We start from the raw sequence: 25162 nt of genomic DNA, 5'->3' as shown, positions 1-25162 counted from the left end.
ATCACACGGTGGCCGCGTCCACGTCTGAGACGACACGCCCGACCACCGGGCGCTACACCACTATGCGGGACTCAACTTTAGCGGCCCGGTTCTTCCTCGCCCAGCTGCTGGTGGTGGGGGCCAGCGTGCTGGCCGCGGTGGTGGTGGCCTCCCTGGCCGGCCCACCACTGTTCCACGAGCACCTGGAACAGGCCGGGGCCGGACACGATGCAGCCCAGATGCTGCACGTGGAGCAGGCCTACCGGGACGCCAATTTCTGGACCCTGGGCGTGGCCCTGGCCACGGCCTTGATCTGTTGTCTGGCATTGACCTGGCATGTCGCCCGCCGGATCCAGAGTCCGATCAACGCCCTGACCCAGGCGGCCAAGGCCATGGCCGGTGGACGGTACGACACCCGCGTGCCGGCCATGGGCGCCGGCACCGAGGTGGAGGAGCTGGCAGGGTCTTTCAACACCATGGCCGCACGGCTTCAGCGCACCGAGGACACCCGTCGACGGATGCTCTCGGACCTGGCCCACGAGCTGCGCACCCCCGTCTCCGTGCTGACCGTCTACCACGAGGCCCTGCAAGACGGGGTGTCCCACTGGGACGAGCCCACCGGTGAGCTGATGGGCGAGCAGCTGGCCCGGTTGACCCGGCTGGTGGAGGACATCAACGACGTCTCCCGCGCCGAGGAGGGCCGGATCGAACTGGACCGCAGCCCCCAAGGGGTCAGCGGGCTGCTGCATGCCGCGACCGAGGCCCACAAGGAGGCCTACGCCACCAAGGGCGTGGCCCTGACCATGGACGCCGATCCGGGCCTGGCCGTGGACGTGGACCGCCAGCGCATGGGCCAGGTCCTGGGCAACCTGCTCACCAACGCCCTGCGCCACACCCCGGCCGGGGGCCGGGTCACCCTCAAGGCCCGACAAAGCCCGTCCGGGGTCACGCTCAGCGTCACCGACACCGGGGAGGGGATCTCTCCCGAGCACCTGCCGCACGTCTTCGAACGCTTCTACCGCGGGGACACCGCCCGCGACCGTGACCACGGCGGCTCCGGGGTCGGCCTGGCCATCTCCCGAGCTCTCATCCAGACCCACGGCGGCACCTTGAGCGCCACCTCCACCACGGCCGGGGCGACGTTCACCATCGACCTGCCCACCAAGCAGCCCCCGACCAGCCCACCTACCGGCGCACCCGTTTATCCACCGTGAACACCGGCGCTCCACCCCTTGAATGATACCCCCGGGGGGTATATACCAAGAGGAGAGGCGCCGTCCGGCGCCGCCCTCAGACCTGAAGGAGACCGTCATGACCGAATCCGCCCGCACCCCGCTGCCGGGGGCCACCAACGGCTGCTCGTGCTGCGCCCCAGCCGCCGACGCCACCGCCCCCGCCGGGCACCAGAGTGCCGACCCAACCGGGACGAGCGCCGGCGACGCGACCTACCAGGTGGAGGGCATGACCTGCGGACACTGCGTGGGCTCCGTCGCCGAGGCCGTGAGCGCCCTGGACGGGGTGGACGATGTCCGGGTCGAACTGGTCGCCGGCGGGGCCTCCCCCGTCACCGTGACCGGGCCCGCCTCCGCGGACTCCGTGCGGACGGCCATCGAAGCGGCCGGCTACCGCGTCCGGATCTAACCGACCCATCCCCTCGAGGTCGGCGCCCCACCGCCGAGCCGGTCGCCGAACAGACCGCCGAGCAGAAGGAACACCATGAGCACCCCGCACCACCACGATCACCCCACCGACCAGACCGCCGAACACCCAGACCCGAACCCCCACGCCGGCCACGCCAACCACACCGACCATGCCGCCCACCACCCCGCGGACGCGGCCGCCCACGGGCAGGCCATGCCCCAGGGCCACGCCCACTCGGCCCTGGACGAGGACCACCAGGTCCACGACCACGGTCAGCACGCCGGGCATTCCACCGCGATGTTCAAGAACCGGTTCTGGGTCTCACTGGTGCTCTCCATCCCGGTGGTGTTCTTCAGCCACATGGTCGGGCAGCTGCTGGGCTACCACGTCCCCGAGTTCCCGGGCTCGGCGTGGATCGCCCCGGTGCTGGGCACCGTGATCTACCTCTATGGCGGCATGCCCTTCCTGAAGGGCGGGCTGACCGAGTTGCGCGCCCGCCAGCCCGGGATGATGCTGCTGATCGCGATGGCCATCACGGTGGCCTTCGTCGCCTCCTGGGTCACGACCCTGGGCATCGGGGACCTGATGCTGGACTTCTGGTGGGAGCTGGCGCTGCTGGTGGTCATCATGCTGCTGGGCCACTGGATGGAGATGCGCGCCCTGGGCGCGGCCTCCTCCGCCTTGGACGCGCTGGCGGCGCTGCTGCCGGAGGAGGCCGAGAAGGTCGTGGACGGTGACACCATCACCGTGCCGATCACCGAGTTGGCCGTGGGCGATGTGGTGCTAGTGCGGGCCGGGGCCCGGGTGCCGGCCGACGGGACCATCCTCGAGGGCGCCGCGGAGTTCGACGAGGCGATGATCACCGGGGAGTCGAAGCCCGTGCTGCGCCAGGCCGGGGACACGGTGGTCGCTGGGACCGTGGCCACCGACAACACCGTGCGGGTGAAGGTGGCCGCCGTCGGGACCGACACGACCCTGGCCGGGATCCAGCGGATGGTCGCCGACGCCCAGGAATCCTCCTCCCGCGCCCAGGCGTTGGCCGACCGGGCGGCGGCCCTGCTGTTCTGGTTCGCCCTGGTTGCGGCGATCATCACCGCGATCGTGTGGACCGCGATCGGCCAGCCCACCGACGCGGTCACCCGCACCGTGACCGTGCTGGTGATCGCCTGCCCGCACGCCCTGGGCCTGGCCATCCCGCTGGTGATCGCCCTCTCCACGGAGAAGGCCGCCAAGTCCGGGGTCCTGATCAAGGACCGGATGGCCCTGGAGCGGATGCGCACCATCGACGTGGTCCTGTTCGACAAGACCGGCACCCTGACCGAGGGCGCCCACGTCGTCACCGCCGTCACCGCGATGCCCGGCGTGTCCGAGGCAGAACTGCTGGCGGTGGCCGCCGCGGCCGAGGCTGACAGCGAGCACCCCGTGGCCCGGGCCATCGTCACCGCCGCCGGGCAGCACCCGCAGGCCAGCACGTTGCGCAAGCGCGGCACGGACTTCAGTGCTGCCATGGGCCGCGGGGTGCGCGCCACCGTGGACGGCTCCGAGATCCTCGTCGGGGGCCCGAACATGCTGCGCGAGCTTAACCTGACCATGCCGGCGGAGATCACTGAGCACACCGCCTCCTGGACCGCGCGCGGGGCCGGGGTGTTGCACGTGCTGCGCGAGGGGTCCGTTATCGGCGCGGTCGCCGTGGAGGACAAGGTCCGCCCCGAGTCCCGGGCCGCCGTGGCCGCCCTGCACGCCCGCGGCATCAAGGTCGCGATGATCACCGGCGATGCCCGCCAGGTCGCCGAGGCCGTCGGGGCGGACCTGGGCATCGACGAGGTCTTCGCCGAGGTCCTCCCCCAGGACAAGGACACCAAGGTCACCGAGTTGCAGTCCCGGGGACTGTCCGTGGCCATGGTGGGCGACGGCGTCAACGACGCCCCGGCGCTGGCGCGGGCCGAGGTCGGCATCGCCATCGGCGCCGGCACCGACGTGGCCATGGAGTCCGCCGGCGTTGTGCTGGCCAGCAACGACCCCCGCGCGGTGCTGTCGATGATCGAGCTCTCCCAGGCCAGCTACACCAAGATGATCCAGAACCTGGTGTGGGCCACCGGCTACAACGTGCTCGCCGTGCCGCTGGCCGCCGGCGTGCTCGCCCCGATCGGGTTCGTGCTCTCCCCCGCGGTGGGCGCGATCCTGATGTCCGTCTCCACCATCGTGGTCGCCCTCAACGCCCAGCTGCTGCGCCGGATCGACCTGGACCCGGAGCACCTGGCTCCTCTCGAGCGCCCCCGGTCGCAGGCTGCCCTTCAGCCGGCTGCGGTTTCCTGATCTCGCCCCTTGGCGTGAACCCTGATGTGAACCCTCAACCCACCATGAAAGGACCCACCATGAAACGCACCATGACGCTGACCGCCCTGGCCCTGGCCTCCGCCCTGACCTTGACCGCCTGCGGCACCGGCGCCCAGGACGAGAACGCCGGCGCTGAGGCCTCGGCCACTGCGGCCAGCTCCGCCCCGGCCGCCACCCCTGCGGCGACGGCCACCGCGACACCGTCCACCACGGCGACCGGTTCGGCTGAGGAGGTCTCCGCCGAGCACAACGACGCGGACGTGATGTTCGCCCAAATGATGATCCCGCACCACCAGCAGGCCGTTGAGATGAGCGAGATGCTGCTGGCCAAGGATGACGTCCCGGCGGAGGTGGCCGCGTTCGCCCAGAAGGTCATCGACGCCCAGGGGCCGGAGATCAAGCGCATGAACTCCATGCTCACCGCCTGGGGCCAAGACCCCGTGGACACGGACGGCATGGACGGTATGGAGGGCATGGACCACGGCGGGATGTCCGGGATGATGTCCGAGGAGGACATGACCGCCCTCGACCAGGCCCAGGGCACCGAGGCCGCCCGGTTGTACCTGGAGCAGATGACCGCCCACCACAAGGGCGCCGTGGACATGGCCAAGGACGAGGCCAAGGACGGCCAGAACCCGCAGGCCGTGCAGCTCGCCGAGCAGGTCATCGCCGACCAGGAGGCCGAGATCACCGAAATGCAACAGATGCTCGACAAGCTCTGAGCACCGTCGTCCGCTGCGGGGATCCGGTGAGACGCGGCTGGCGATAGACCCCGAAACCGGAACGGGTCCTCCAGGAAAGGAGACGAGCATGCAGGACAAGATCAAGGTCGCGGTGAACGGGTACGGGGTCATCGGCAAACGCGTCGCCGACGCGGTCCGGGCCCAGGAGGACATGGCGCTGGTCGGAGTCAGTGACGTCATCGCTGACTACCGCATCGCGACTGCGGCCGGGAAGGGTATCCCCGTCTACGCCTCTACCGAGCAGGCCCTACCGGTGATGGCGGATGCCGGCCTTCCCGTCGTCGGAGGCCTGCACGACCTGCTCGAGAACGTTGACGTCGTGGTGGACTGCACCCCGGCCCAGGTGGGCGCCGGCAACCTGGAGCTCTACCGTGCCCACGGGGTCAAATCCGTGTTCCAGGGCGGGGAGAAGCACGATCTCACCGGCCACTCCTTCGTCGCCCACGCCAACTACGCCACCGCCCTGGGCCGGGACAGCACCCGGGTGGTGTCCTGCAATACCACCGCCACCGTCCGGGCCCTTACCGCGCTGAAGGACGTCGGACTGCTGTCCAAGGCCCGGGGGGTGCTCATCCGCCGGGCCACCGATCCGTGGGAATCGGACCATTCCGGGATCATGAACACCATCGTCCCCGAGGGCCGAATCCCCAGCCATCAGGGGCCCGACGCCCAGTCGGTGGTCCCGGACCTGGACGTGGTCACCATGGCCGCCAAGGGAGCCCACACTCAGAACCACCTGCACTACTGGACGATCGAGCTCACCCGCCCGGCCGAGAAGCAGGAGGTGTTGGAGACGTTCCGGGCGATGCCGCGGATCGCCTTCGTCCGGCGCTCGGACGGCGTCGTGGCGGTCAATAGCACCGTGGAACTCATGGAGGACCTGGGCCGGCCCCGGGGTGATATGTATGAGGTGGCCCTCTGGGAAGACATCCTCACCGTGGACGGCAACGAGCTGTACTACACCTACACGGTGGACAACCAGGCGATCGTCATCCCCGAGAACATCGACGCGATCCGGGCCCTCACCGGAACCGTCGACGACGGCGGCGAGTCCATCCGGTGCACCGACCGCGCCTTGGGGGTGCGCCAGGACTTCGTGCGCTCCTCGGTGGCTGCCCGTTGAACTGCGCGGCAGACGCCGCTGAGGCGGTGCCCGGCCCCAGGAATGGGGGGTGGTCGGACACCGCTTCGGCGGCCGCGGACTACCGCAGCGGTCCTATGGCCTCCGGTCAGGTGCGAGAGGCCGTCGCGATCGCGTTGATGGCCTCATCCAACACCGCATTGAACTGCGCTGGGCTCTGGGCCGTACTCAGCCCTTCGGTCAGGGCGCGGGAGAAGCTGGCGATCACGCCGTGGTTGCGGGCCAGCAGGGTGGTGGCCTGGGCCCGGGTATAGCCGCCCGACAGGGCCAGGACGCGGATCACTCGGGGATGGTCCACGAACTCGCGGTAGAAGTCCGCCCGCTCCGGCAGCGTCACTTTGAGGATGACCGACTGGTCGTCTCCGAGCTTGTCCAGTTGGGCGAGGATTGCCGCCTTGAGCTGGTCCTCCACCTCGGCCTTGCGGGGGCTGCGGATATCCACCTCGGGCTCGATGATGGGCACCAGCCCGGTAACGAGGATCTGACGGGCGAGCCCGAACTGCTGCTCCACGACGGAGCCCACCCCGTCCCCGGGCAGCTTGATGACCGAGCGCATCTTCGTTCCGAACATGTGCTTTTCGACGGCTCGAGACAGTAAGTCATCCAGGTGCGGGATGGGTTTCATGAGCTGGGCGCCTTGCTGTTCCGGGGCCAAGCCCTGGTCGATTTTGAGGAAGGGCACGATGCCTTTGCTGTTCCACAGGTAGTCGCCCGTGGGGGAACCCTCCACCTGGCGGTTCATTGTGTTCTCGAACAGGATGGCCCCCATGACGCGCTCACCGTCGAAGCTGGGGCTGGTGATGATACGTGTGCGCAACTGGTGTACCAGGTCGAACATCTCCTCTGGGCCGGAGTAGGCATCCTTGTCGATCCCGTAGAGGTGCAAGGCCGCCGGGGTGCTGCCCCCGCTCTGGTCCAGCGCCGCGACGAATCCGGCACCGTTCCTGACCCTCTGATACTTCTCCGAGTCCATGGGAGCCTTCCGCGGCGAGGGAGCACGGTGGTCCGGGTTCCCTGCGCGCGTCATGGACGACTGGCCGCCCTCAAGGGGGAACGGTCATCAGCAGGCTCAACCCAGGGTGACGAGCAGGTCGGCGCAGGCCTGCTCACACCGGCGGCAGGCCTCGGCACACACCTTGCAGTGCTCGTGCATCTGGGCGTGGCTCTCGCATTCGTCCCCGCACGTCTTGCAGGCGGCCCGGCAGGCCTCGAGCAGGGCGCGGGTGGTCTCGACGTTGTTGCCGGTCTGCCGGGACAGCATCCGGCCTGTGGCGGCGCAAACATCGGCGCAGTCCAGGTTCAACCGGATGCACTGCCTCAGGTCGGCCACCATGTCCTCGGCCAGGCAGGCGTCCGCGCAGGCCGTGCAGGTCTGGGCGCACTCGAAGCAGGCCTGGATGCACTCGGCCAGCTTCTGCCGGTCGATGTTGCCCACATTCTTTGGGTAGGTGTCCAGCATGGCGCTCACGTGATGGGTCATGATGTGCTCCTTCGTCGATCTGATCCGACGCACCGGCCTTCGCCGGCCCGCCCTGCCATCGACCGTAGACCGCCCCGCCGACGCGGGTGAAGGGCTCAACCTTGAAGGTTCCGTGAAGATCGCCGGCCACGGAGGCCCGCGGACTCCTTTACGGGCAGGGATGACGCAGGTGTGACCAGCCGCCCCTCAGCCCGGCCGACGGCCCTGAGGACCACGCCGACGGGGAGGACCAGCAGGGCTCGCCTCAACGTGGATCCTGTCGGACCGGACGGTCGGTGTCAGGAAGAGCGCTTATGCGATCCGACCAGGGGCGTCGAGGCCGCCGGTGCAGGGTTGCCGGGTGCATTCGGATCGAGGATCGCAATTTCGAGCCAGGCGGTTCGTGGAGACGCTCCGGGTCAACGGCCTGGTCGGGTCGATGGGCAGGGTCGGTGCTGCTGGGGACAACGCGGCAATGGAATCCTTCTTCGCGCTGTTGCAGAAGAACGTGCTGAACCGGCGTCGCTGGCAGTCCTTCGACCAGCTCTGGCTCGCGATCGTGAGCTGGATCGAGCGGACCTATCACCGCCGTCGTAGGCAGGCCCGTCTCGGGAAGCTCACCCCTGTCGAGTTCGAGATGGTTCAATCAGTCCAGGCGGCTGCCGCCGCCTGATAACTCGTGTCGCGCAAACTCATGGCAGACCCTTCTCACGCGCCTGAATCTCGCCGTCATGGATCGACAGCACCTCGGTCTGTGCGCCAGCCCGCTCCAGAAGCGCCGCGCAGGCTCTGACTGACCGACATCAGGAAGCACTTCACGGCTGAGGAGAAGCTCTGTCTCTGCGCGAACAAGGCCGTCGCAGGCCGCGGCGGTGCAGCCGTGGTGGCTGGGTGCCTGGTGCACGAGGACCGGGGCTCGCAGTTCCGATCTGGCCTATTTCAGGACGCGCGCACCCGTCATGGGCCGATCGGCTTCGTACTCGACGTCCTGACGCGCGGTTCTGCCGGCCGGTCGGCCTGATCCCGCGCTCCGGGTGATCACGGCGTCGGATCGAGCCTGACAGGTCAGCGTCGGCGCCGTGGTGGATGGCATGCACCACCCCCACGAGCGCCGTGTCGCGTTCAGCACTCTGGTGGGCCTACCTGCCCCCTCACTCCGCCAGGAATTCCAGCAGGATCCGGTTGAACTCCTCGGAGTGGCTGGTGTTGAAGCCGTGCGGGGCATCCTTGACCAGTTCGACGCGGCTGCCGTCGATCGCCTTGTGCGTCCGCTTGCCGGAGCCCTCGAACGGCACGATCTGGTCGGCGTCGCCGTGCAGGACCAGGGCCGGCACAGTCACTGCGGGCAGGTCGCGGCGGAAGTCGGTGGCCCCGAACGCGTCCATGCAGGCCAGCGCCGCCGTCTGGTCGGACTGCAGCGCCATCCGGATGGCCTCCTGGCGCTGTTCCTCGGTGACCTTCAGGCTGCTGGTCAGGCCGGCGAGCTTGGGGGTGGAGAAGAACGTCGTCGTGAAGTCGTCGAAGAACGACTCGCGGTCCTTCTCGAGACCCGCGCGCATCTCGGCGGCCTGCTTCTCGGTCAGCGGGCCGTCCGGGTTGTCGTCGGTCTTCAGCAGGTACGGGGGCACGGCGCCGGCGAACACCACCGAGTGGATCCGGTCCGCGCCGAATCGGGACATGTAGCGCGCCACCTCGCCGCCGCCCATCGAGAAGCCCACGAGCGTCACGTCGCGCAAGTCGAGCTCGGTGAGCAGGCCGTACAGGTCGGCGGTCATCGTGTCGTAGTCGTAGCCGCCGGCGGGCTTCTCCGAGGCGCCGAAGCCGCGCCGGTCGTAGGTGATCACGCGATAGTGCGGGGACAGGGCTGCGACCTGGTCCTTCCAGGAGTCGAGGGTCAGCGGCCAGCCGTGGATGAGGACCACGGGGCGCCCATGGCCGGACTCCTCCACGTTCAGCCCGATCGTGCCGTGGTCTGTGGGGATCTGCATGAGGGTCATGTGCGCATGCCTTCCTGTGCTCTCGGGGGACGACGGCGGCGCTCGGCCGCCGCTTCCTCCTCACGCTAGGCACGCGCTCGGCACGTGTCAAGTTGAGTCCCGCATAGTGGTGTAGCGCCCGGTGGTCGGGCACGTCGTTCCAGACGTGGACGCGGCCACCGTGTGATCCTTCGAGTCAACCTCTCACAGAATCCTCGAATGGAGTCATCACGATGACCGCTCCTCATATTCTCGACCCTGCCGGCCTGCTGGGCGAAGCCCTGTCCGAGGCCTCCCCGGACATGATGCGCCACCTGCTGCAGACGATGATCAACACCCTGCTCTGCGCTGACGCCGATGCGGTGGTCGGCGCCGAATGGGGCAAACCCTCCCGTGACCGCACGGCCCAGCGCAATGGGTACCGGCACCGGGACCTGGACACCCGGGTCGGCACCGTGGACGTGGCCATCCCGAAGCTGCGCTCGGGCACCTACTTCCCGGAATGGCTGCTCGAGCGGCGCAAGCGGGCCGAATCGGCGCTGATCACCGTGGTCGCAGACTGCTACCTGGCCGGTGTCTCTACCCGGCGGATGGACAAGCTGGTCAAGACCTTGGGCATCAATGCCCTGTCGAAGTCCCAGGTGTCCCGGATGGCCGCGGACCTCGATGAGCAGGTGGAGGCCTTCCGCCACCGGCCGCTCGGGGAGGCGGGACCGTTCACGTTCGTTGCCGCGGACGCGTTGACGATGAAGGTGCGTGAGGGCGGGCGTGTGGTCAACGCGGTGGTGCTCATCGCCACCGGGGTCAACGGCGACGGCCACCGCGAAGTGTTGGGCCTGCGGGTGGCCACCAGCGAGACCGGGGCGGCGTGGAACGAGTTCTTCGCCGACTTGGTCGCCCGGGGCCTGGCCGGGGTCCGGCTGGTCACCTCTGATGCCCACCCCGGGCTCAAGGACGCCATCGCCGCGAACCTGCCCGGTGCGGTGTGGCAACGCTGCCGCACCCACTACGCGGCGAACCTGATGGGCATCACCCCGAAGAGCATGTGGCCGGCGGTGAAGGCCATGCTCCACTCGGTCTACGACCAGCCCGATGCCGCCAGCGTCAACGCCCAGTTCGACCGGCTGCTGGACTACGTGAGCGAGAAACTGCCGGTGGTGGCCGAGCACCTCGATGCTGCCCGGGCCGACATCCTGGCGTTCACCACATTCCCCAAGGACGTCTGGACCCAGATCTGGTCGAACAACCCGGCCGAGCGGCTCAACCGCGAGATCCGCCGCCGCACCGACGCGGTGGGCATCTTCCCCAACCGGGCGGCCATCGTACGACTGGTGGGCGCGGTGCTGGCCGAGCAGACAGACGAGTGGGCCGAGGGCCGTCGCTACCTCGGCCTGGAGGTCCTGGCCCGCTGCCGACTCACCACCGTCAGCAACACGGGAAGCGAGGTGAACCCCGACACCGCGCCCGCCCTCGAGTTCAGCGCCTGACAACCCCAACGAAGGAATCAGCCGCTACACCACTTCATGGGGCTTGACCATCGGATCTGGCTGGTCAGTGAGGAGTTCATCGGCCAGGAGGAAGAGGATTCCCCGGGCGCCGAGTGAAGCCTTCGCGACAACGAAAGCGCCGCCCCTGAAGCCAGGGGCGGCGCTTTGGCGTGTGCTGGGGTATCAGCCGAACCAGCCAGTCGGGGCCTTCTCGTGAGGCAACGTGTCCGGGACTTCCACGCGCCCCAGGGCCTCATGGATGGACCAGAACGGCCCGTTCTCGGACGTGAGCCGATCAGTCAGCGGGTAGAACACGTCACGGAACCACGCGACCATGGCGCCGGCATCACCGGTGGCGCGGGTGGCCTCCCACGATCCCCACATGGCCTCCAGGACTGTGCCAGCCTCCTCGTGGCGCCACCACTGCGGGTCCCACCGTAGGGCCTTCGGGTTGCGGCGGAAGTGGGGCAGGAACCACTCCGTGACCCACTCCTCAGCGGTCGAGAACACCAGCTCAGCGGCCTCGGGCTGCTCCGCCTCGGCCTCGTCGTACTCCATCGCCATGGTCATCGCGAAATCACCTCCTGCCGGCCCTGCTCGGCGGCGCGGTTGTGCACTCCGCGCCGTCCGTGCTGCTTGGTCGCAGCCAGTGCCTTCTTCGGGTCCATCGCGAAGCTCTGGAGCTGGCGCACTCGGGCCTGGACCATCTGCGGCGACGTCTGCTCCAGCTGCCCCAGATTCACCCTCCCGGTGCCGGCCGCGCGCTCATTGGCGGCCGCCACACGCGCGGCCGCCAAGCCCTCTGGTGCCGCGCTGGCCTCCTCAGCGCGCTCTCGGGCGAACTCGCGACGCGCGGCCAGGCCATCGGTGTCCAACGTGGGCTGCACGCCCTTCCCGGCGTCCTCGGCCCGCTCGGCGCGCTCCAGCGACTCCCCCTCCTCCATGCGCTCACGGTCAGCCTCCGCCTCCAGCCGTTCAGCCTTGGCCGCGTGGCGGGCAGTCACGGCTTCCACCGCCTCGGGACGGTCCTGGCCGGCCTCGCGGTCGGCTTGCGGCACCCACTCCGGCACATGCGCGGCGATAGCGCGGTCAACGTCCGCGTCACGGCCCACCCACTTCTTCACGTGAGCACCCGCGGAGCGCGGATCGTTGGCCTCCGCCAGCAGCTCGTCGCCATTCGCCCGACCCAGCAGGTCAAGCGCCTGGCCCTTGGACAGCTGCTTGGTGGTGTCCCGTTCGTGACTCATGGCGTAGATCGGGAACGTCGTTGGCCCCGCGGCCTCCGGTCCGTTCGCCCTGGCTCGTTCCTGGTCCGCTCGCCGATCCATCACGCGCATCTGCAACCGGTCGTCCAAAGCGTCGCGCAGGGCCGCGTGACGCTCCTCCTGGCTGCTCGGGTGCTCCCGGTTGATCTTCTGGAGGTCGATGCCGTAGGTCGCGCGAATCACGTCCGCGCCGTGCATCCATGCCGACTGCGCGGCCGGGTTTGATTCGCCCAGCGTGGCGGCCACCGCCATGCGGTCCGCAATGGACTCCGACCCGGCGTGCTTCCAGAACTCGGCACGGTAGAGGTCGTGCTGCACCACTCGTGCGGCGTTGGCCTCCATGCGCTGCCGGTCACGCGAAGCGGCCACGTCCGTGGACGCGCCGACTTGCCGGCGACGTGCGCGGGACTCGGCCACCTGCATGATGCTTCCAGCGGCGATTCGGACCATCCGTCCGAAGTCCTCGGCAACCTGCGATTCCTCATCCTCGGCCATAGCCGTTTCCCCTTTCGGTGTACTGCTCACGGACTGCCCCGCGTGCAGGAGTCGTGGGTGTGACCAATCGATGCACCCGCTCCGCGGCCGCGATCAACGCCACCACGTCACGGGACAGTTGCGGACGATCCTGGCCCAGCTGCCCGCCGATCATCGTCCGGGACAGACGGTTGGCCTGGTTGACCACGGCCAGCCATCCGCGCTCACTCGACCGTGACCCGAACCGCGCGGCCTGACGTACCCGATACGCGCCAGTGGCGTCCGAGATGACGGCCTGCGCCATGCGCTCAGACAAGCGCCCCAGGGGCCCGTCACGGCCCTCCTCGTGCTCGATGGCCAACCGCGCATAGATGTTCGCCAGCGTGTCCGGTCCGGTGCCCTTCTTCCCGCTGACCATGCGCTCGATGTGCTGCGGATGGATCGGCCGCTGCTGGTGCGGACGATGCAACCGGTTGGCCTCGCCGCCGGCACCAGTCCCGTGCAGACTCGCGAGGTAGCGTTCGGCTTCTTCGCGTCCCTTCCCGCCGAACCGTGCACACACGTTCGGCCATGACAACGACGCATCCAGCTTCGAGGGGGTGGCGAACACGTACTGCCCTTCTCGCGTGCGATAAGACCGCCCCGGCAACGCGACCTTGTACCCCCGCACCTGCGACCGCGATCCCTTGACGAACGACGGCGCCACGGTCACCCCCGATGCCTGCAACGCATGCACATACGACAGCGGGCTGTCCGCGGTGGCCAGTGCCGCACGCATCGCCTGACGCAGCTGTGCCGGCACGGCCAGCTTCTCCCCCGACCGCTCAGCGCGGGCCTTCTCCGCGGGATGGTGCGCACCCAACGTCCGGTCAGCGCTTCGGCCCTCGACCACGGCCAGGTTGAACTCCTTCTCCAGCCGGCGAGCGGCCTCCTGCACCCTGTGATAGTCCGCGTTCACGTTCGCCTTGGTCCCATCCTCACGGACCATCTGCACCGCGATGTGGATGTGGTCGTTGCCGTTCTTGGACTGGCCGTGATGAATGGCCACCCACCGAGACGACTTGGCTCCGTCCGGGTCGATGAAACCCATCTCCTCCACGAACCGCTGTGCGATCCGCCCCCACTCCTCGGTCGTCACACCACGGTCGTCAGGTCGGATGGCAAGCGAACAGTGCCACACATGGCCATCACGCTCCCCCACCTTGACCTGCTTCTGCTGCTCCTCGTCCCACTCCTTCACCGGCACCGTGACAACGGTCCCATGGGCGCGGCGCGGCTTCTCCAGCTGGTATGCGACCTCGAACGCGTCACGCTTGGTCAGCACCTTTCCAGGCTCGACGCGGAACGTGATCCGTTCGTCTCCGGCAACGATCATTGGGCTCGTGTGCTCGTTCGCCCTGCCCGGCCCGGCCAGGTAGTAGACAAGCCCCGGCATGTCCCCGCCGCGGGTGACGTTCGGCATCATCGGCGCGCCTCCACGGACACCTGATCCACAGCCTCGTCCAGCCGGTCCAGGCAACGGCGCAGCTCCGCCAGCTCCCCGCGCAGCTCCGCATGAAGAACCTCACCCGTCGCGTTCGCATGTCGGGCCAGCTGGTTGATGTTCGTTCCCACCTTGCTCAGCTGATGCTCGACCTTGAACAACGCCGTGATGGTCTCCCGTGCGGCCTGCGGGTCCACACCACGGGCCCGCGCGACCCCAGCCTCCACCATGAACCGCTGCACGCTCTTTCCCTCACGCTCCGCCGCGATTCCCAGCTCGACGTGCTCAGCCTCCGTCAGGCGAACGAACTTCTGAACCGGGCGGCCTCCGACCTGGTTCGCTTGCCGCTTCCGCTCGGCCATGGCCGCCCTCCTTCCAGCACAGTGCAACGCCACTCGGTCACACCGAGTGTCCCACCCCCTGGCCGAGCCGGCAAGGGGGCAAGCCACTTAGCATAGCTAAGTATCTAGCTTGCTCCGGCACCGCCGGCGCGGCCACCCTGGAGCCGGAGCACCTGTGGACAGCGCGGGCCTCGCAGACGAGCACCGTCTACGCTGGGGTCATGGCTATGGACACCACTCGATTCCTGGACGAAGCGCGGCGCCTGACCGAACAGCGGATGGCTGCCGCGGAGACCATCGCTGCGGCCCTGTCACGGCGTGACGACGCACATGCCGCCGCGGCAGCCGCAGACGCGGAAGCGGAGGCCGCATTCCGAGATGCTGAGCGTGCCGGCTGGACAGCTGCGGAGCTGAACCGGCTCCGGCCGGCGGACCTCGGATCACGGAAGCGCGCGACGCGCCCTCGCAAGCCTCGCCGGCCTGCTCCCGACACGAACACCGCGCCTCGCGATCCCGCGCAGGTCGCGGACACCACGCAGACAACCGACTGACCCACAACACGTCAGGGGCCGGTGCCCTTCGCTCAGCGAAGGGCACCGGCCCCTGACGTTGGCAATCCCTAATCGAGCCCGACGAACCCAAGCACGACACCACCGGGGACCAACTCATGATCGGTCGGCCGCAGCGCCTCCCAACGCGACGACGACACCGCCCGCGCCGCCTCGATCACGCGACGCATCGTCTCCTCACTCGCGTGCAGCTCCTCCGAGCTACCGGTCCGGCGGTGCAGCGCAAGAACGGCGGCCATAATGCTCTGCATCCGGTCCGCCTCCCCGCCCGCCGGCAACGGGTCAAGCCCCTGCTCCCGCGCCCACTGCGCGGCCAACTGCTCCGCTTCCTGCGCCGCCCACATCTCGGTCGGCGGCTCCCACGGATCATGCTCGATGTGCTCGCGCATCTGCGCCCTCCCTCGTCGTCGTGGCGGCCATCCTGGCACGCCCGAGCGGACGGCCCCGCCGTTGTCCACAGGGCCGCTGCCGACGCACCTCCCAGCGCGCTCGGCAAAGGGCCTAGGACGAGGGCGGGTGACCAGCGTGGCCCGGTCCCACAGGCCAAGCCAGAAGAGTGCCCAGCAGCCCTAGAGCAGCCTCACATCACAGCCCCGCCGGCTGGCGCCCATCGACCGCCTGCGTGCCCACGACGACTGAGGACGACAACGGGCGCGGACCATCATGGTCCGCGCCCGTCCCTCGTCCAGGTCTACGCCGGAGTCACACCCCCACCCTCAGCGCCTACGCAACCTCCGCCACCAGGGCCGCGCGGCCTTCGAACCGCGCTCGGCTTCAATCCTCGCGTGCTGCTTTCGCGCGACCGAAAGCGCCCGCTTCCGCCTTCACGCCACCATCACCCTCCGCCGTCGCCACGCCTCGTCTGACGCCTCCTGCTTTTGCGCCTCCATTTCGCGATCATCCTGGAACACCAGCCCGATGAAGGGCGGCAACGCCGCCACAGTCGGACCCACGAACGACAGCGACCCCCGTAGCTCCTCGAACTGGAACCACAGGACGGCATACGCGCCTAGGTAGATGACCGTGACAGTGCCGACACGCCACCGACGCCGGGAACCTGGTGGCCACGCGCCACCCAGCACGACGACTACCAGACCCGCTAGGGACGTGAAGGTGACCGCCAGAATGGCCGCCCCTGGCGAGCCCTCCGAATCGAAGACAAGGAGCAACGAGACCACCGTCGACGACACGAGGCCAAGCACCTGCCAGAAAACGAGCTCCCGCCGCCCCTTCGCTCTGATCTCCATGGGCGTCACCGTTCGGCGCGCCTCGCGAGACTTGCGACCCTTCGTCATGGTGACACCCCGCTTCTCGTGTGGTGTGGTGTGCGCCTTGGTCGGCACATTCGGTCATTTGTGGCCGGCGTTCTGGGCCTCCTGCCGCGGGCCGCCCCGACTCCACGCGTCCCGCACCGCCACCTTCCCAATGCCGATAACGACGCCCCCGACCCGCACGGTGAAGCGGTCCCCCGCCGCGAGGTAAGACCCCCGTAGCACGTTCGCGCTCTACGGACGACCGGAGCCCCAGGAGAGGGGTGACCATGACAGACACAGTACGAACACAAGTCCGCAAGCCAGCCCCCAGATAGGCCAGTGCCCACACCCGCAGCCGTCAACGTCTAGGGGATGGGCACCATTGCGGCCGTGCAGCCTCAGTACCGGGTCACCTTAAGGGTGGTGTTCGTGCAGGAGGCGGCCTTCTTCACCAAGAACGCCTTCTCCGTGGCGTCAGCCTTCAACCCCCAGCGGATCTTCACCGCGGTCCAGTCCGCGATGTACTGGCACTGGTTCTTCGGCGGCAGCCACTGCTCCGGACCGCGGGCCTGCTTGGCCGAGTTCAACGCCGAGGTCTGCGCGTTCAGCGACCGGCCATCCCCCAGGTCGTTGTAGAACGCCACCCGCTTGGCCTTGGTCCAGTACCGAGCTCCCGAGCCCCACGCCTCATGCACGGGCACCATGTGATCGATCTGCACCGTCGATGCAGACGTGTGCGTGCGCAGATCCCAGCTGCTCACCCATTTGCCCGTGGCCACCGTGCACTTTCGGGCCGTCGTGAACTTCGGGGTGGTCTTGGACTCTGCGATCAACACCTCCGCCCGCGTGTTCTGGCAGTCCCTGTTCGCATCCTTCCAGTCCCCGAACTGGGCGGCCCGGTCATAGCCGGCATTGTTCTCCGCCGCCACCGGCAACGACGCCACAGCCGTGCGCAACGGGGCCGAGTACGTGGCGCCGGCTGTCGCCGGGCCCGCACCCCCCAGGACAGCGGTGGCGACGAGAGCAGCAGCAGTGGCCAGAGAAGCCAGAGAGCGTCGTGACATGGGCGAGTTCCTACTCGAGCGGATGACGCGATGCGAAGTCGCATCGCAGCTGATCCTAAGCTCGCGTGAAGCCCCTGCTCGGCACGAGATCCCGGTCCCTAGGATGGGCAGGATTAGCGCGGACAGCGCCCCATGCCACTCGGCCCAGAGAAAGAACACCCGTGTCTCGACTGACTGACCTGCTCGCCCAGGCCCGCAAGACCGACCCACAGCTGGCCGCAGACCTGGAAGCTGAGTTCCGCCAGCTCACCCGACATAGCCAGTTCGGTCTCGTGTTTGAGCGTCACCAGCCCGAAGCTGTGGAGCTGCCCGGCCGACCCGTGCGCCGCGGAGACACCGTCCGCGTGTTGCCCCCGCGCGGGAGCCTCACCATCGGGGATACCCGTCACTGGGTCGTCACCGATCTCGAACGCACCCCAGACGGCAAGCGAGCCCACCTGACCGAAGCAGACGTCGTCCCCGAGGTCCGCGAGCCGGCCACCTCAACAGCAGCACTCGAGGACCTGGTGGTCGTCGCCCGCTTCGAGGACCCGATCTACCCGGGCCTGGTCGAGACAGGCCGCGTCGAGAACGGCGGGCCGGACAAGCCGTTCCACACGGTCATCAACGCCGAGAACTTCCACGCCCTCGAGATGCTGACCTACACCCACCGTCACAAAGTGGACTGCATCTACATCGACCCGCCCTACAACACCGGGGCGAGGGACTGGAAATACAACAACGACTACGTCGAGTCTGACGACGACTACCGCCACTCCAAGTGGCTGTCCTTCATGGAGCGACGCATCAAGGTCGCCAAGGAACTCCTCAACCCCCAGGACTCGACCCTTATCGTCACTATCGACGAGAAGGAAGTTCATCGTCTTGGGCTCCTGCTCCAACAAAGCTTTCCAGACGCTAAGTGCCAGATGGCGACCATCGTCATTCAGAACGCGGGGAGCAAGAGAAAGCAGGAACTCGGCCGAGTAGAGGAATATGCCTTCTTCTGCTTCCTCGGCGACGCACGTCCCGCGGAATGGGCGGACGACCTTCTCAATGAGAATCCAAGCACTCCTGCCACCAAGGTGCGCTGGGAGTCTCTCCTGCGTAGCGGCCAGGGAAGTCTACGTACCCAGAGCCCTAATCTATTCTATCCGATTTACATCTCCGAGGAGACGGGCTTCGCCATCGGGTGTGGTGATAGCAAGGGGGTGGACATCCCCAGGTCTGACTGGGAAGTTCCCGCAGGAGCGTACGCCGTATGGCCCCTCAAGCCGGATGGCACCGAAGCGCGCTGGCAGGCTAGCCCGGGGCGATTTAGGGATGATCTAGAAGCGGGATATGTAAAGGCGGGAAAGACTGATCCTAAGACGGGCAAGGGGACAATCTGGTATCTCGGGTCCGCGGCACGTAGACGCATCGACACTGGCGAACTTCGAGTCTCTGGCTCCGCGCCTGACGGATCCGTCATGGTGGAGGTCGCCGTCATCGGGACCCGGTCCTACCCCGCCAAGACGGTTTGGAATCGCCAGAGGCACCATGCTGGTTGGCACGGCACCAACCTTCTGGCGAACCTGATGCCTGACCGCCGTTTCCCCTTCCCTAAGTCGCTTTATTCCGTTGAGGATGCAGTGCGTCTTGCAACTCTGCACAAGCCGAACGCTGTAGTACTCGATTTCTTCTCAGGATCGGGGACCACTGCACATGCCGTCATGCGTCTGAACAAGCAGGACGGCGGGCGTCGTCAGTGCATCAGCGTGACGAACAACGAGGTGTCCGCCGAGGAGCAGAAGGGTCTGCGCGCGAAGGGGCTTCGTCCAGGGGATCCGGAGTGGGAGCAGTGGGGCATCTGCGATTACATCACCAAGCCGCGCGTCACTGCGGCCATCACAGGCAAGACCCCGGCCGGGGAACCGATCAAGGGCGAGTACAAGTTCACCGACGAGTTCCCCATGGCCGACGGGTTCGCTGAGAACGCGGCGTTCTTCACTCTGACCTATGAGGCGCCCCGGCAGGTGCGTCGCAACCGTGCCTTCGCCCGGATTGCACCGATGCTCTGGCTCAGGGCCGGCTCTCGCGGTCGCATCATCTCCAGTCTTCCGGTACGAGGCTGGGATGTGGCTCAGGCCTACGGGGTGCTCGAGGACATGGACCATGCCCCCGAGTTCTTGGCCGCCCTGGAGGCTGACCCCCAGGTGGGGATGGCGTTCATCGTGACCGACTCCGAGGTGGCCTTCCAGTCCGTGGCCCGGCAGCTGCCTGAACACACCACCGCGGTGCGCCTGTACGAGTCCTACCTGCACAACTTCCAGATCAACCGGAGGGCCTGACCCCCATGCGTTACACCCTCAAGGACTACCAGGCCCAGGCTGTCGAGCAGGTCCTGAACCGGCTGCATCGGGCCAGGAAGAACTACCAGGACGACGGGGTCCTGTCCCATTTCTCTCTGGCCGCGGCGACCGGGGCCGGCAAGACGGTGATGGCCGCGGCCATCATCGAGGCCCTGTTCTTCGGCTCTGACCAGTACACCGAGGACATCGCCCCCGACCCCGGGGCCACCGTGCTCTGGTTCTCCGACGACCCGGACCTGAATGATCAGTCCCGCGCCCGGATCCATGCCGCATCCTCCGAGCTAGACGGTCGGCTGCGCACCGTGGAGAACTCGTTCGCCGAGACCACCTTCGCCCCCGGCCAGGTGTACTTCCTCAACGCCCAGAAGCTGCGTGAAGGAGCCCGCCTGGTGCGCGGAGCCGCGGACCCCGCCAACGCCGCCACCCCGGTGATGGCCGCCCCCGACATGGCCCAGCGGACCATCTACGACGTCATCGCGAACACCGTGGCCACCCCCGGACGGACCCTGTACTTCATCCTGGACGAGGCCCACCGGGGCATGAAGACCACCAAGAAGAACGACCAGGAGCGGGCCACCATCGTCCAGCGCCTGATCAACGGCACCGCCCTGGCCCCGGCCATGCCGATCGTGCTCGGGATCTCCGCCACCGTGGAACGCTTTACTCAGGCCATGGCCCATGCCACCGACCGGGACGCGCTCTCCCCCGTGCAGGTCGACCCCGCGCTCGTGCAGGCCTCCGGGCTGCTCAAGGACGATGTGGTCCTCACTATCCCCGAGGAAGCCGGCGCCTTCGACACCACGCTGTTGCGCGAGGCCGTGGCCCGCACGAAGGCTTCCACCAGGGCCTGGGCCGCCTACGCCGCCGAGCAGGGCGAGGCGGACCCGGTGGTGCCGCTGCTGGTCGTGCAGGTCGCAGACAAACCCAGCGACGAGCACCTCTCGCGGATCCTGGATGTCATCCACCAGGAGTGGCCCGATCTGCGGCCCCAGGACATCGCCCACGTCTTCGGCACCCACACCGACCGGCACCTGCCCGGCCAGATCGTCAACTACATCGCCCCGCAGCGCGTGCAGGAAGCCACGCACATCCGGGTGCTGCTGGCCATGGAGGCGATCTCCACCGGTTGGGACTGCCCCAGGGCGGAGGTGCTGATGTCCTTCCGCACCTACAAGGACGCCACCTACGTCCACCAGCTGCTGGGCCGGATGGTCCGCACCCCCCTGGCCCGACGCATCCCGGGCAACGAGGTGCTCAACTCCATCGACTGCTTCCTGCCCCACTTCGACAAGACCACCTCCACCGCCATCGCCCAGACCTTGATGCGCGGACAGTCCGACATGGACGACACCACCTCCGACCCCGGCAAGCAGGCCGCCCGGCGGGTGCTGTTCGACCCGGTCACCCTGACACCGAACCCGGCAGTGGGAGAAGACGTGTGGGCGGTGTTCGACGCCCTGCCCTCCATGACCATCCCCCGGGGCGCCACCAAACCGCTCAAGCGCCTGGACATCCTGGCCAACGCCCTCTCCAACGACGAGCTGCTGCCCGGGGCGGTCAAGACCGCCGCGCACACAATGTGCAAGCTCCTGGACGGATGCAGGGTCCAGTACTCCGAGCAGATCGCCGCGGCCCGCCAGGATGTACTCACCCTCTCTGCCCAGCGGCTGACCGGCCGAATGGGAACCACAACCCTGAGCACCACCAGCCTGGAACTGCTGGCCGATGACCGGGCCATCGAGGAGGCCGCTGCCGCGGCGGCCCGCACCCTCACCGGCTGGATCGCCGGGGCCTACATCGATCACATCGTCCCCGAGGACGAAGAGGATCTCGACCTGCGCGAAGGAGACATCATCATCGCCTCCCTGGCCCGCACCTCCGAGGTCGTCGCCGATCTGGAGGCCAAGGCCGACAAGCTCGTGCAGGACTGGCTGAGCCAGTACCGCGTGCAGATCAACGGCCTGACCGATGAGCGCCAGGCAGTGTATGACCGGGTGCGGGAGATGGCCCGTCAGCCTGAACGTGTGGACCTGACCCGCCCGAAGTTGACCCAGGCCGACCAGCAGGAGCGCCTCCCTGATGGCACTGAGCGTCCTCTGCAGAGACGCACCCTGCATTTGATGGCCGCCGAGGACGGCACCCTGCCTGTGGACCTGAACGCCTGGGAGCAGCAGGTGCTGGACTCCGAAGCCGCCGAGCCCTCCTTCCGGGGCTGGTACCGCAACCCCTCCCGGGCCTCCAAGCAGTCTTTGGCGATCCCGTTCCAGGACGGCACCGGCCAGTGGCAGGCGCTGCGACCGGACTTCCTCTTCTTCCACGCCAACCAGGACGGCACGATCCGCGCGGACATCGTGGACCCCCACGGCACGCACCTGGCCGACGCCTTGCCCAAGCTGCGGGGCCTGGCCGAGTACGCCCAGGCCCACGGGGATGCCTTCGGTCGGATCGAGGCCGTCGCTGAGATCGAGGGGCAGCTGCGGGTGCTGGACATGAAGAACGACGTCGTCCAGGCCGGTGTCCACGCAGCCCAAGACGCTGAATCCCTGTACAGGGCCGCGCCCGCGTACTGAAGCAGAAACCCAGGTGGTGCCGGCGGCCGAGGATGGGGTTCAGTCTGAGGCTTGCCGGCGCAACGAGGTGTACAGGGTCTGCCGGCTCACCCCGAACGTGCGCGCCACTTCGGCCTTCGGGATCCCCATCTCGATCATCACACGCGCCTGCTCCACGTCGGTGTCCGAGAGCTTCGGGGCCTGGACGTACTTGCCGCGGGCCTTGGCCAACGCGATGCCCTCGGCCTGACGCTCCTTGATCCGCCGGCGCTCGAACTCAGCGAACGCCGCCAGGATGCCCAGCATGAGCCCATCTACTGGGGAGGTGCCGGACTTGTCCACGGTGATCCGTTTGGAGATTGAATCGCCCCGGGTCTGGTGGAGGCTCTGATCCAACGGAAGGATGCAGAGCATGCCCGCACCACGGAAGTACCCCGACGAGCTCCGTGAACGCGCCACGCGGATGACGCTGGAAGCCCGTCAAGACCCCGCCACGAGGACCGGAGCATTCCGCCGCGTGGGAGAACAGCTCGGGATCAATCCCGAGACGCTGCGCAACTGGGTCCGCCAAACCGAGATCGACCACGGCCACCGCCCCGGGATCACGACCAGCGAGGCCGCCCGGGTGGCCGAGCTGGAGAAGGAGAACCGTGAACTGCGGCGGGCGAACGCGATCCTGCGCTCGGCGTCGGCTTTCTTCGCGGCGGATGCTCGAGACGCCCACAGCGCTGATCGTGGACTATATCGACGAACACAAGCACGAGTTCGGTGTCGAGCCGATCTGCACCACGCTCTCCGCAGCAGGCACGCAGATCGCACCGAGCACGTACTACGCGGCCAAGACGCGCCCTCCTTCAGCGCGCAGCCTGCGCGATGAGCAGGTGCTCGTGGAAATCCGGCGGGTGCATGAGGCCAACTACGGGGTCTACGGGGCCCGAAAGGTCCACGCGCAACTGCGGAGGGAGGGCCTGCAGGTGGCCAGGTGCACGGTGGAGCGGCTCATGCGAGCCGCAGGCCTGCGCGGGATCAGCCGCGCGAAGGGCCCGCGCACCACGGTCCCAGGCCGCGGCCCGGATGAGCGTCAAGACCTGGTGCAGCGCGACTTCACCGCGGCGGCTCCGAACCAGCTGTGGGTCGTAAGACATCACCTACTGCCGCACTTTCAGCGGATGGGTGTACGCCGCGTTCATCATCGACGTGTTCTCCCGACGGGTGCTGGGCTGGCAGCTGTCGAAGTCGCTGCGCACGGACCTGGCCCTGGACGCCCTCGAGATGGCGTTCTGGACGCGTCAGCGTGCAGGCCAAGACGTGGCCGGGCTACGGCATCACAGCGATAAAGGAGTCCAGTACGTCGCCGTGCGATACACCCAGCGGCTCGCCCAGGCCGGCGCCGTCGCCTCAGTCGGCTCGACGGGGGACTCGTATGACTGTCAGTCTCTGAGGGCCGGATTCCGCGAGGATGAGGAAGTCCTGGCCGTGGTGCTCTGACCCATCTCTACGATTGACCCACATGGTGTCTTGGCGTTGATCTGTCGGGCCCGCGGCCGGGCACGTACGACCACTGCCGCCGGTCCGGGCGTGACCTGATAGGAGCCTGGAGCATTTTCGTGACCGTGTCCCCGTGACAGTCCTGTCCGCCCACCGGCGTCGGTGCCGCCCCCGCACCCGTAGCCGAAGGACAGCCTCGTACATGAGCCAGATCGCCCCCACCCGTTCCGGTCACGTCGTGATCGGCGTGGACACCCACAAGCACATCCACGTGGCCGCCGTCATGGACTCGATCGGTGGGATTCTCGCGACCGGCACGATCGCCACCGACCGTGCCGGTTACCAGCAGCTACTGGAATGGGCCGCAGACTACGGCACCATCATCGCGTTCGGCGTCGAGGGCACAGGCTCCTACGGGGCTGGTCTGGCCTCGTACATCCGTCGCCAGGGGCACAAGGTCGTGGAAGTCTCGCGCCCAGACCGACGCCTGCGTCGGTTGAACGGGAAGTCCGACACCTTGGACGCTGAGAACGCGGCCCGCGCAGTCCTCGCGGGTTTCGCCACCGCCACGCCCAAGAGCGCCGACGGGAGCGTGGAAATGATCCGTCAGCTCAAAGTCGCTCACGACACTGCGGTCAAAGACCGCTCTGCAGCGATGATCACGTTGAAGGCGATGCTCGTGCACGCCGAAGAGAATCTACGCAAGGTACTGCAGGGGAAGACGCAGAAGATGATCGCCCGCCACTGCGCTTCCCTGCGCCCCCGCGCGCTGAGCACGCCGGAGGAGGCCAATCGTCATGTGCTCCGGTCGCTGGCCAGGCGGTGGCTGTCGTTAAACGAGGAGATCCTCGAGCTCGAGGCCATGATCAAGGGGCTCGTGATCGCGCGTGCGCCGCACCTGCTCGACCAGTTCGGGATCGGCGTGGACACGGCAGCGGAGATCCTAATCGTGGCCGGGGACAATCCCGAACGGATCAAGAGCGAGGCAGCATTCGCCAAGCTCGCCGGCATCAGCCCCGTGCCTACAGGCTCAGGGATGAGCAGCGGAAAACATCGGATCAATCATGGCGGTCACCGTCAGCTGAACGCAGCCATCTACAGGACAGTCATCGTGCGGATGCGCTTCCATGAGCCCACGATCGCCTACGTGGCACGACGCACCGCGGAGGGCAAGTCCAAGCGAGACATCATTCGCTGCCTCAAGAGGTACGTGATCCGCGAGGTCTACCACCTCGTGAAGACCAACCCTCGCACCGGTCAGATCGCGAGTTGACAACTATAGGAGCATCAATGCCCTCGCGGAGGCGTTCAACTCGCTGTTCAAGGCGGAGCTGATCCAGAACAAGGGGCCATTCAAGTCCATCGAGGACCTGGAGATCGCGGTCGCGGAGTACATCGACTGGTTCAACCATCGTCGTGTGCACGGCGAGATCGGGATGGTTCCTCCGGTCGAGTTCGAGGACGTCTACCATCATGAGAATCCCGTGCCGGCGCCTGCCGGGGCGGCACTTACGAGCCTCTAACAAACCCGGGGCGATTCAGAGAGCCCACGGTTCCCCTGATCGCTCGGCACGTGTTTGACG

General features: G+C 67.7%; 24 protein-coding genes and 3 pseudogenes. 16 read left to right on the top strand and 11 right to left on the bottom strand.

Annotated elements, in window-relative coordinates; all coding sequences use genetic code 11:
* Positions 1-62: 62 nt before the first annotated feature.
* The 5 genes and pseudogenes from QL983_RS01665 to QL983_RS01645 all read left to right on the top strand — a co-directional run bounded on the left by QL983_RS01665 (position 63) and on the right by QL983_RS01645 (position 5823).
* Positions 63-1219, top strand: a pseudogene (locus QL983_RS01665) (HAMP domain-containing sensor histidine kinase).
* A gap of 71 nt (positions 1220-1290) precedes the next feature.
* On the top strand, positions 1291-1620 hold the full coding sequence (locus QL983_RS01660) for a heavy-metal-associated domain-containing protein (RefSeq protein WP_002854303.1): 330 nt from the start codon (positions 1291-1293) through the stop codon (positions 1618-1620).
* 297 nt (positions 1621-1917) lie between these two features.
* Positions 1918-3936 carry a copper-translocating P-type ATPase gene (locus QL983_RS01655; RefSeq protein ID WP_201749648.1) on the top strand — a complete coding sequence of 673 codons (2019 nt, stop codon included), beginning with the start codon at positions 1918-1920 and terminating at the stop codon, positions 3934-3936.
* A gap of 59 nt (positions 3937-3995) precedes the next feature.
* Positions 3996-4679: a DUF305 domain-containing protein gene (locus tag QL983_RS01650; protein WP_020621535.1), complete on the top strand. Its 684-nt coding sequence runs from the start codon at positions 3996-3998 to the stop codon at positions 4677-4679.
* 88 nt (positions 4680-4767) lie between these two features.
* Complete coding sequence (locus QL983_RS01645; protein WP_020621534.1) at positions 4768-5823, top strand: type II glyceraldehyde-3-phosphate dehydrogenase; 1056 nt, start codon at positions 4768-4770, stop codon at positions 5821-5823.
* A gap of 106 nt (positions 5824-5929) precedes the next feature.
* Here the strand turns inward: QL983_RS01645 and QL983_RS01640 are convergent, their stop codons facing one another.
* Together QL983_RS01640 and QL983_RS01635 are read right to left on the bottom strand one after the other, a co-directional pair.
* Positions 5930-6814: a fructose bisphosphate aldolase gene (locus tag QL983_RS01640; RefSeq protein ID WP_020621533.1), complete on the bottom strand. Its 885-nt coding sequence runs from the start codon at positions 6812-6814 to the stop codon at positions 5930-5932.
* 96 nt (positions 6815-6910) lie between these two features.
* Entirely contained in the window at positions 6911-7321 is a 411-nt protein-coding gene (locus QL983_RS01635) for a four-helix bundle copper-binding protein (protein ID WP_002854316.1), read from the bottom strand.
* A gap of 340 nt (positions 7322-7661) precedes the next feature.
* Here QL983_RS01635 and QL983_RS01630 point away from each other — a divergent pair.
* Positions 7662-7973, top strand: a pseudogene (locus tag QL983_RS01630) (IS3 family transposase); the annotation flags it as partial.
* A 478-nt stretch (positions 7974-8451) separates the two neighbouring features.
* Here QL983_RS01630 and QL983_RS01625 read toward each other — a convergent pair.
* Positions 8452-9297 carry an alpha/beta hydrolase gene (locus QL983_RS01625; RefSeq protein WP_020626611.1) on the bottom strand — a complete coding sequence of 282 codons (846 nt, stop codon included), beginning with the start codon at positions 9295-9297 and terminating at the stop codon, positions 8452-8454.
* 212 nt (positions 9298-9509) lie between these two features.
* Here QL983_RS01625 and QL983_RS01620 point away from each other — a divergent pair, with 212 nt between their 5' ends.
* Entirely contained in the window at positions 9510-10763 is a 1254-nt protein-coding gene (locus tag QL983_RS01620; RefSeq protein ID WP_206495990.1) for an IS256 family transposase, read from the top strand.
* Between the two features lie 183 nt (positions 10764-10946).
* On the opposite strand, the gene QL983_RS01615 is transcribed toward QL983_RS01620, so the two are convergent.
* Genes QL983_RS01615 through QL983_RS01600 form a run of 4 tightly spaced genes read right to left on the bottom strand, consistent with a single transcriptional unit; the run spans position 10947 to position 14347 of the window.
* The gene (locus tag QL983_RS01615) at positions 10947-11333 is read right to left on the bottom strand and encodes a DUF4913 domain-containing protein (RefSeq protein ID WP_173057168.1); all 387 of its coding nucleotides are present in this window, start codon (positions 11331-11333) and stop codon (positions 10947-10949) included.
* Positions 11330-12523, bottom strand: coding sequence for a hypothetical protein (locus QL983_RS01610; protein ID WP_173057166.1), 1194 nt, complete (start codon positions 12521-12523; stop codon positions 11330-11332). Before QL983_RS01610 ends, QL983_RS01615 begins: the two co-directional genes overlap by 4 nt.
* The gene (locus tag QL983_RS01605) at positions 12510-13967 is read right to left on the bottom strand and encodes a relaxase/mobilization nuclease domain-containing protein (protein WP_290151135.1); all 1458 of its coding nucleotides are present in this window, start codon (positions 13965-13967) and stop codon (positions 12510-12512) included. Before QL983_RS01605 ends, QL983_RS01610 begins: the two co-directional genes overlap by 14 nt.
* A complete protein-coding gene (locus tag QL983_RS01600) occupies positions 13964-14347 on the bottom strand; it encodes a MobC family plasmid mobilization relaxosome protein (protein ID WP_173057164.1) in 384 nt (127 codons plus the stop codon). The genes QL983_RS01605 and QL983_RS01600 overlap by 4 nt, the downstream gene beginning before the upstream one ends.
* Before the next feature lie 200 nt (positions 14348-14547).
* Between QL983_RS01600 and QL983_RS01595 the strand changes: the two genes are divergently transcribed.
* The gene (locus QL983_RS01595; RefSeq protein WP_230260657.1) at positions 14548-14877 is read left to right on the top strand and encodes a hypothetical protein; all 330 of its coding nucleotides are present in this window, start codon (positions 14548-14550) and stop codon (positions 14875-14877) included.
* A 68-nt stretch (positions 14878-14945) separates the two neighbouring features.
* On the opposite strand, the gene QL983_RS01590 is transcribed toward QL983_RS01595, so the two are convergent.
* From QL983_RS01590 to QL983_RS01580, 3 genes are all read right to left on the bottom strand, one after another.
* Complete coding sequence (locus tag QL983_RS01590) at positions 14946-15284, bottom strand: hypothetical protein (protein WP_173057162.1); 339 nt, start codon at positions 15282-15284, stop codon at positions 14946-14948.
* Positions 15285-15719: 435 nt separating this feature from the next.
* Positions 15720-16190 (bottom strand): hypothetical protein, encoded by a 471-nt coding sequence (locus QL983_RS01585; RefSeq protein ID WP_290151134.1) that lies wholly within the window; start codon positions 16188-16190, stop codon positions 15720-15722.
* Positions 16191-16546: 356 nt separating this feature from the next.
* A complete protein-coding gene (locus tag QL983_RS01580; protein WP_356767452.1) occupies positions 16547-16909 on the bottom strand; it encodes an HNH endonuclease family protein in 363 nt (120 codons plus the stop codon).
* A 10-nt stretch (positions 16910-16919) separates the two neighbouring features.
* Here QL983_RS01580 and QL983_RS01575 point away from each other — a divergent pair, with 10 nt between their 5' ends.
* The 3 genes from QL983_RS01575 to QL983_RS01565 all read left to right on the top strand — a co-directional run bounded on the left by QL983_RS01575 (position 16920) and on the right by QL983_RS01565 (position 22112).
* On the top strand, positions 16920-17054 hold the full coding sequence (locus QL983_RS01575) for a hypothetical protein (protein WP_290151132.1): 135 nt from the start codon (positions 16920-16922) through the stop codon (positions 17052-17054).
* Positions 17055-17373: 319 nt separating this feature from the next.
* Positions 17374-19521, top strand: coding sequence for a DNA methyltransferase (locus tag QL983_RS01570; RefSeq protein WP_290151131.1), 2148 nt, complete (start codon positions 17374-17376; stop codon positions 19519-19521).
* 5 nt (positions 19522-19526) lie between these two features.
* Positions 19527-22112 carry a DEAD/DEAH box helicase family protein gene (locus QL983_RS01565; RefSeq protein ID WP_290151130.1) on the top strand — a complete coding sequence of 862 codons (2586 nt, stop codon included), beginning with the start codon at positions 19527-19529 and terminating at the stop codon, positions 22110-22112.
* Positions 22113-22151: 39 nt separating this feature from the next.
* Here QL983_RS01565 and QL983_RS01560 read toward each other — a convergent pair whose 3' ends face one another.
* Entirely contained in the window at positions 22152-22505 is a 354-nt protein-coding gene (locus QL983_RS01560; RefSeq protein ID WP_290151129.1) for a recombinase family protein, read from the bottom strand.
* Here QL983_RS01560 and QL983_RS01555 point away from each other — a divergent pair.
* From QL983_RS01555 to QL983_RS11410, 5 genes and pseudogenes are all read left to right on the top strand, one after another.
* The gene (locus QL983_RS01555; RefSeq protein WP_290151128.1) at positions 22504-22968 is read left to right on the top strand and encodes a transposase; all 465 of its coding nucleotides are present in this window, start codon (positions 22504-22506) and stop codon (positions 22966-22968) included. The genes QL983_RS01560 and QL983_RS01555 overlap by 2 nt on opposite strands.
* Before the next feature lie 4 nt (positions 22969-22972).
* A pseudogene (locus tag QL983_RS11415) lies at positions 22973-23071 on the top strand (IS3 family transposase); the annotation flags it as partial.
* Between the two features lie 163 nt (positions 23072-23234).
* Entirely contained in the window at positions 23235-23579 is a 345-nt protein-coding gene (locus QL983_RS01550; protein ID WP_290151136.1) for a DDE-type integrase/transposase/recombinase, read from the top strand.
* A 202-nt stretch (positions 23580-23781) separates the two neighbouring features.
* Positions 23782-24852 (top strand): IS110 family transposase, encoded by a 1071-nt coding sequence (locus QL983_RS01545; protein ID WP_290151127.1) that lies wholly within the window; start codon positions 23782-23784, stop codon positions 24850-24852.
* A gap of 13 nt (positions 24853-24865) precedes the next feature.
* On the top strand, positions 24866-25102 hold the full coding sequence (locus tag QL983_RS11410) for an IS3 family transposase (protein WP_356767449.1): 237 nt from the start codon (positions 24866-24868) through the stop codon (positions 25100-25102).
* The last annotated feature ends 60 nt before the right edge of the window (positions 25103-25162 follow it).

The organism is Micrococcus sp. APC 4021 (assembly GCF_030407635.1).
Taxonomy (GTDB): domain Bacteria; phylum Actinomycetota; class Actinomycetes; order Actinomycetales; family Micrococcaceae; genus Micrococcus; species Micrococcus luteus.
This window is presented reverse-complemented; position numbering and strand designations above follow the sequence as displayed.

What these genes read in the sequence shown, in the direction of transcription:
- QL983_RS01660 (WP_002854303.1), top strand. Translation starts at nt 1,291, where the DNA reads ATGACCGAATCCGCCCGCACCCCGCTGCCGGGGGCCACCAACGGCTGC.
- QL983_RS01655 (WP_201749648.1), top strand. Translation starts at nt 1,918, where the DNA reads ATGTTCAAGAACCGGTTCTGGGTCTCACTGGTGCTCTCCATCCCGGTG.
- QL983_RS01650 (WP_020621535.1), top strand. Translation starts at nt 3,996, where the DNA reads ATGAAACGCACCATGACGCTGACCGCCCTGGCCCTGGCCTCCGCCCTG.
- QL983_RS01645 (WP_020621534.1), top strand. Translation starts at nt 4,768, where the DNA reads ATGCAGGACAAGATCAAGGTCGCGGTGAACGGGTACGGGGTCATCGGC.
- QL983_RS01640 (WP_020621533.1), bottom strand. Translation starts at nt 6,814, where the DNA reads ATGGACTCGGAGAAGTATCAGAGGGTCAGGAACGGTGCCGGATTCGTC.
- QL983_RS01635 (WP_002854316.1), bottom strand. Translation starts at nt 7,321, where the DNA reads ATGACCCATCACGTGAGCGCCATGCTGGACACCTACCCAAAGAATGTG.
- QL983_RS01625 (WP_020626611.1), bottom strand. Translation starts at nt 9,297, where the DNA reads ATGACCCTCATGCAGATCCCCACAGACCACGGCACGATCGGGCTGAAC.
- QL983_RS01620 (WP_206495990.1), top strand. Translation starts at nt 9,510, where the DNA reads ATGACCGCTCCTCATATTCTCGACCCTGCCGGCCTGCTGGGCGAAGCC.
- QL983_RS01615 (WP_173057168.1), bottom strand. Translation starts at nt 11,333, where the DNA reads ATGACCATGGCGATGGAGTACGACGAGGCCGAGGCGGAGCAGCCCGAG.
- QL983_RS01610 (WP_173057166.1), bottom strand. Translation starts at nt 12,523, where the DNA reads ATGGCCGAGGATGAGGAATCGCAGGTTGCCGAGGACTTCGGACGGATG.
- QL983_RS01605 (WP_290151135.1), bottom strand. Translation starts at nt 13,967, where the DNA reads ATGATGCCGAACGTCACCCGCGGCGGGGACATGCCGGGGCTTGTCTAC.
- QL983_RS01600 (WP_173057164.1), bottom strand. Translation starts at nt 14,347, where the DNA reads ATGGCCGAGCGGAAGCGGCAAGCGAACCAGGTCGGAGGCCGCCCGGTT.
- QL983_RS01595 (WP_230260657.1), top strand. Translation starts at nt 14,548, where the DNA reads ATGGCTATGGACACCACTCGATTCCTGGACGAAGCGCGGCGCCTGACC.
- QL983_RS01590 (WP_173057162.1), bottom strand. Translation starts at nt 15,284, where the DNA reads ATGCGCGAGCACATCGAGCATGATCCGTGGGAGCCGCCGACCGAGATG.
- QL983_RS01585 (WP_290151134.1), bottom strand. Translation starts at nt 16,190, where the DNA reads ATGACGAAGGGTCGCAAGTCTCGCGAGGCGCGCCGAACGGTGACGCCC.
- QL983_RS01565 (WP_290151130.1), top strand. Translation starts at nt 19,527, where the DNA reads ATGCGTTACACCCTCAAGGACTACCAGGCCCAGGCTGTCGAGCAGGTC.
- QL983_RS01555 (WP_290151128.1), top strand. Translation starts at nt 22,504, where the DNA reads ATGCCCGCACCACGGAAGTACCCCGACGAGCTCCGTGAACGCGCCACG.
- QL983_RS01560 (WP_290151129.1), bottom strand. Translation starts at nt 22,505, where the DNA reads ATGCTCTGCATCCTTCCGTTGGATCAGAGCCTCCACCAGACCCGGGGC.
- QL983_RS01545 (WP_290151127.1), top strand. Translation starts at nt 23,782, where the DNA reads ATGAGCCAGATCGCCCCCACCCGTTCCGGTCACGTCGTGATCGGCGTG.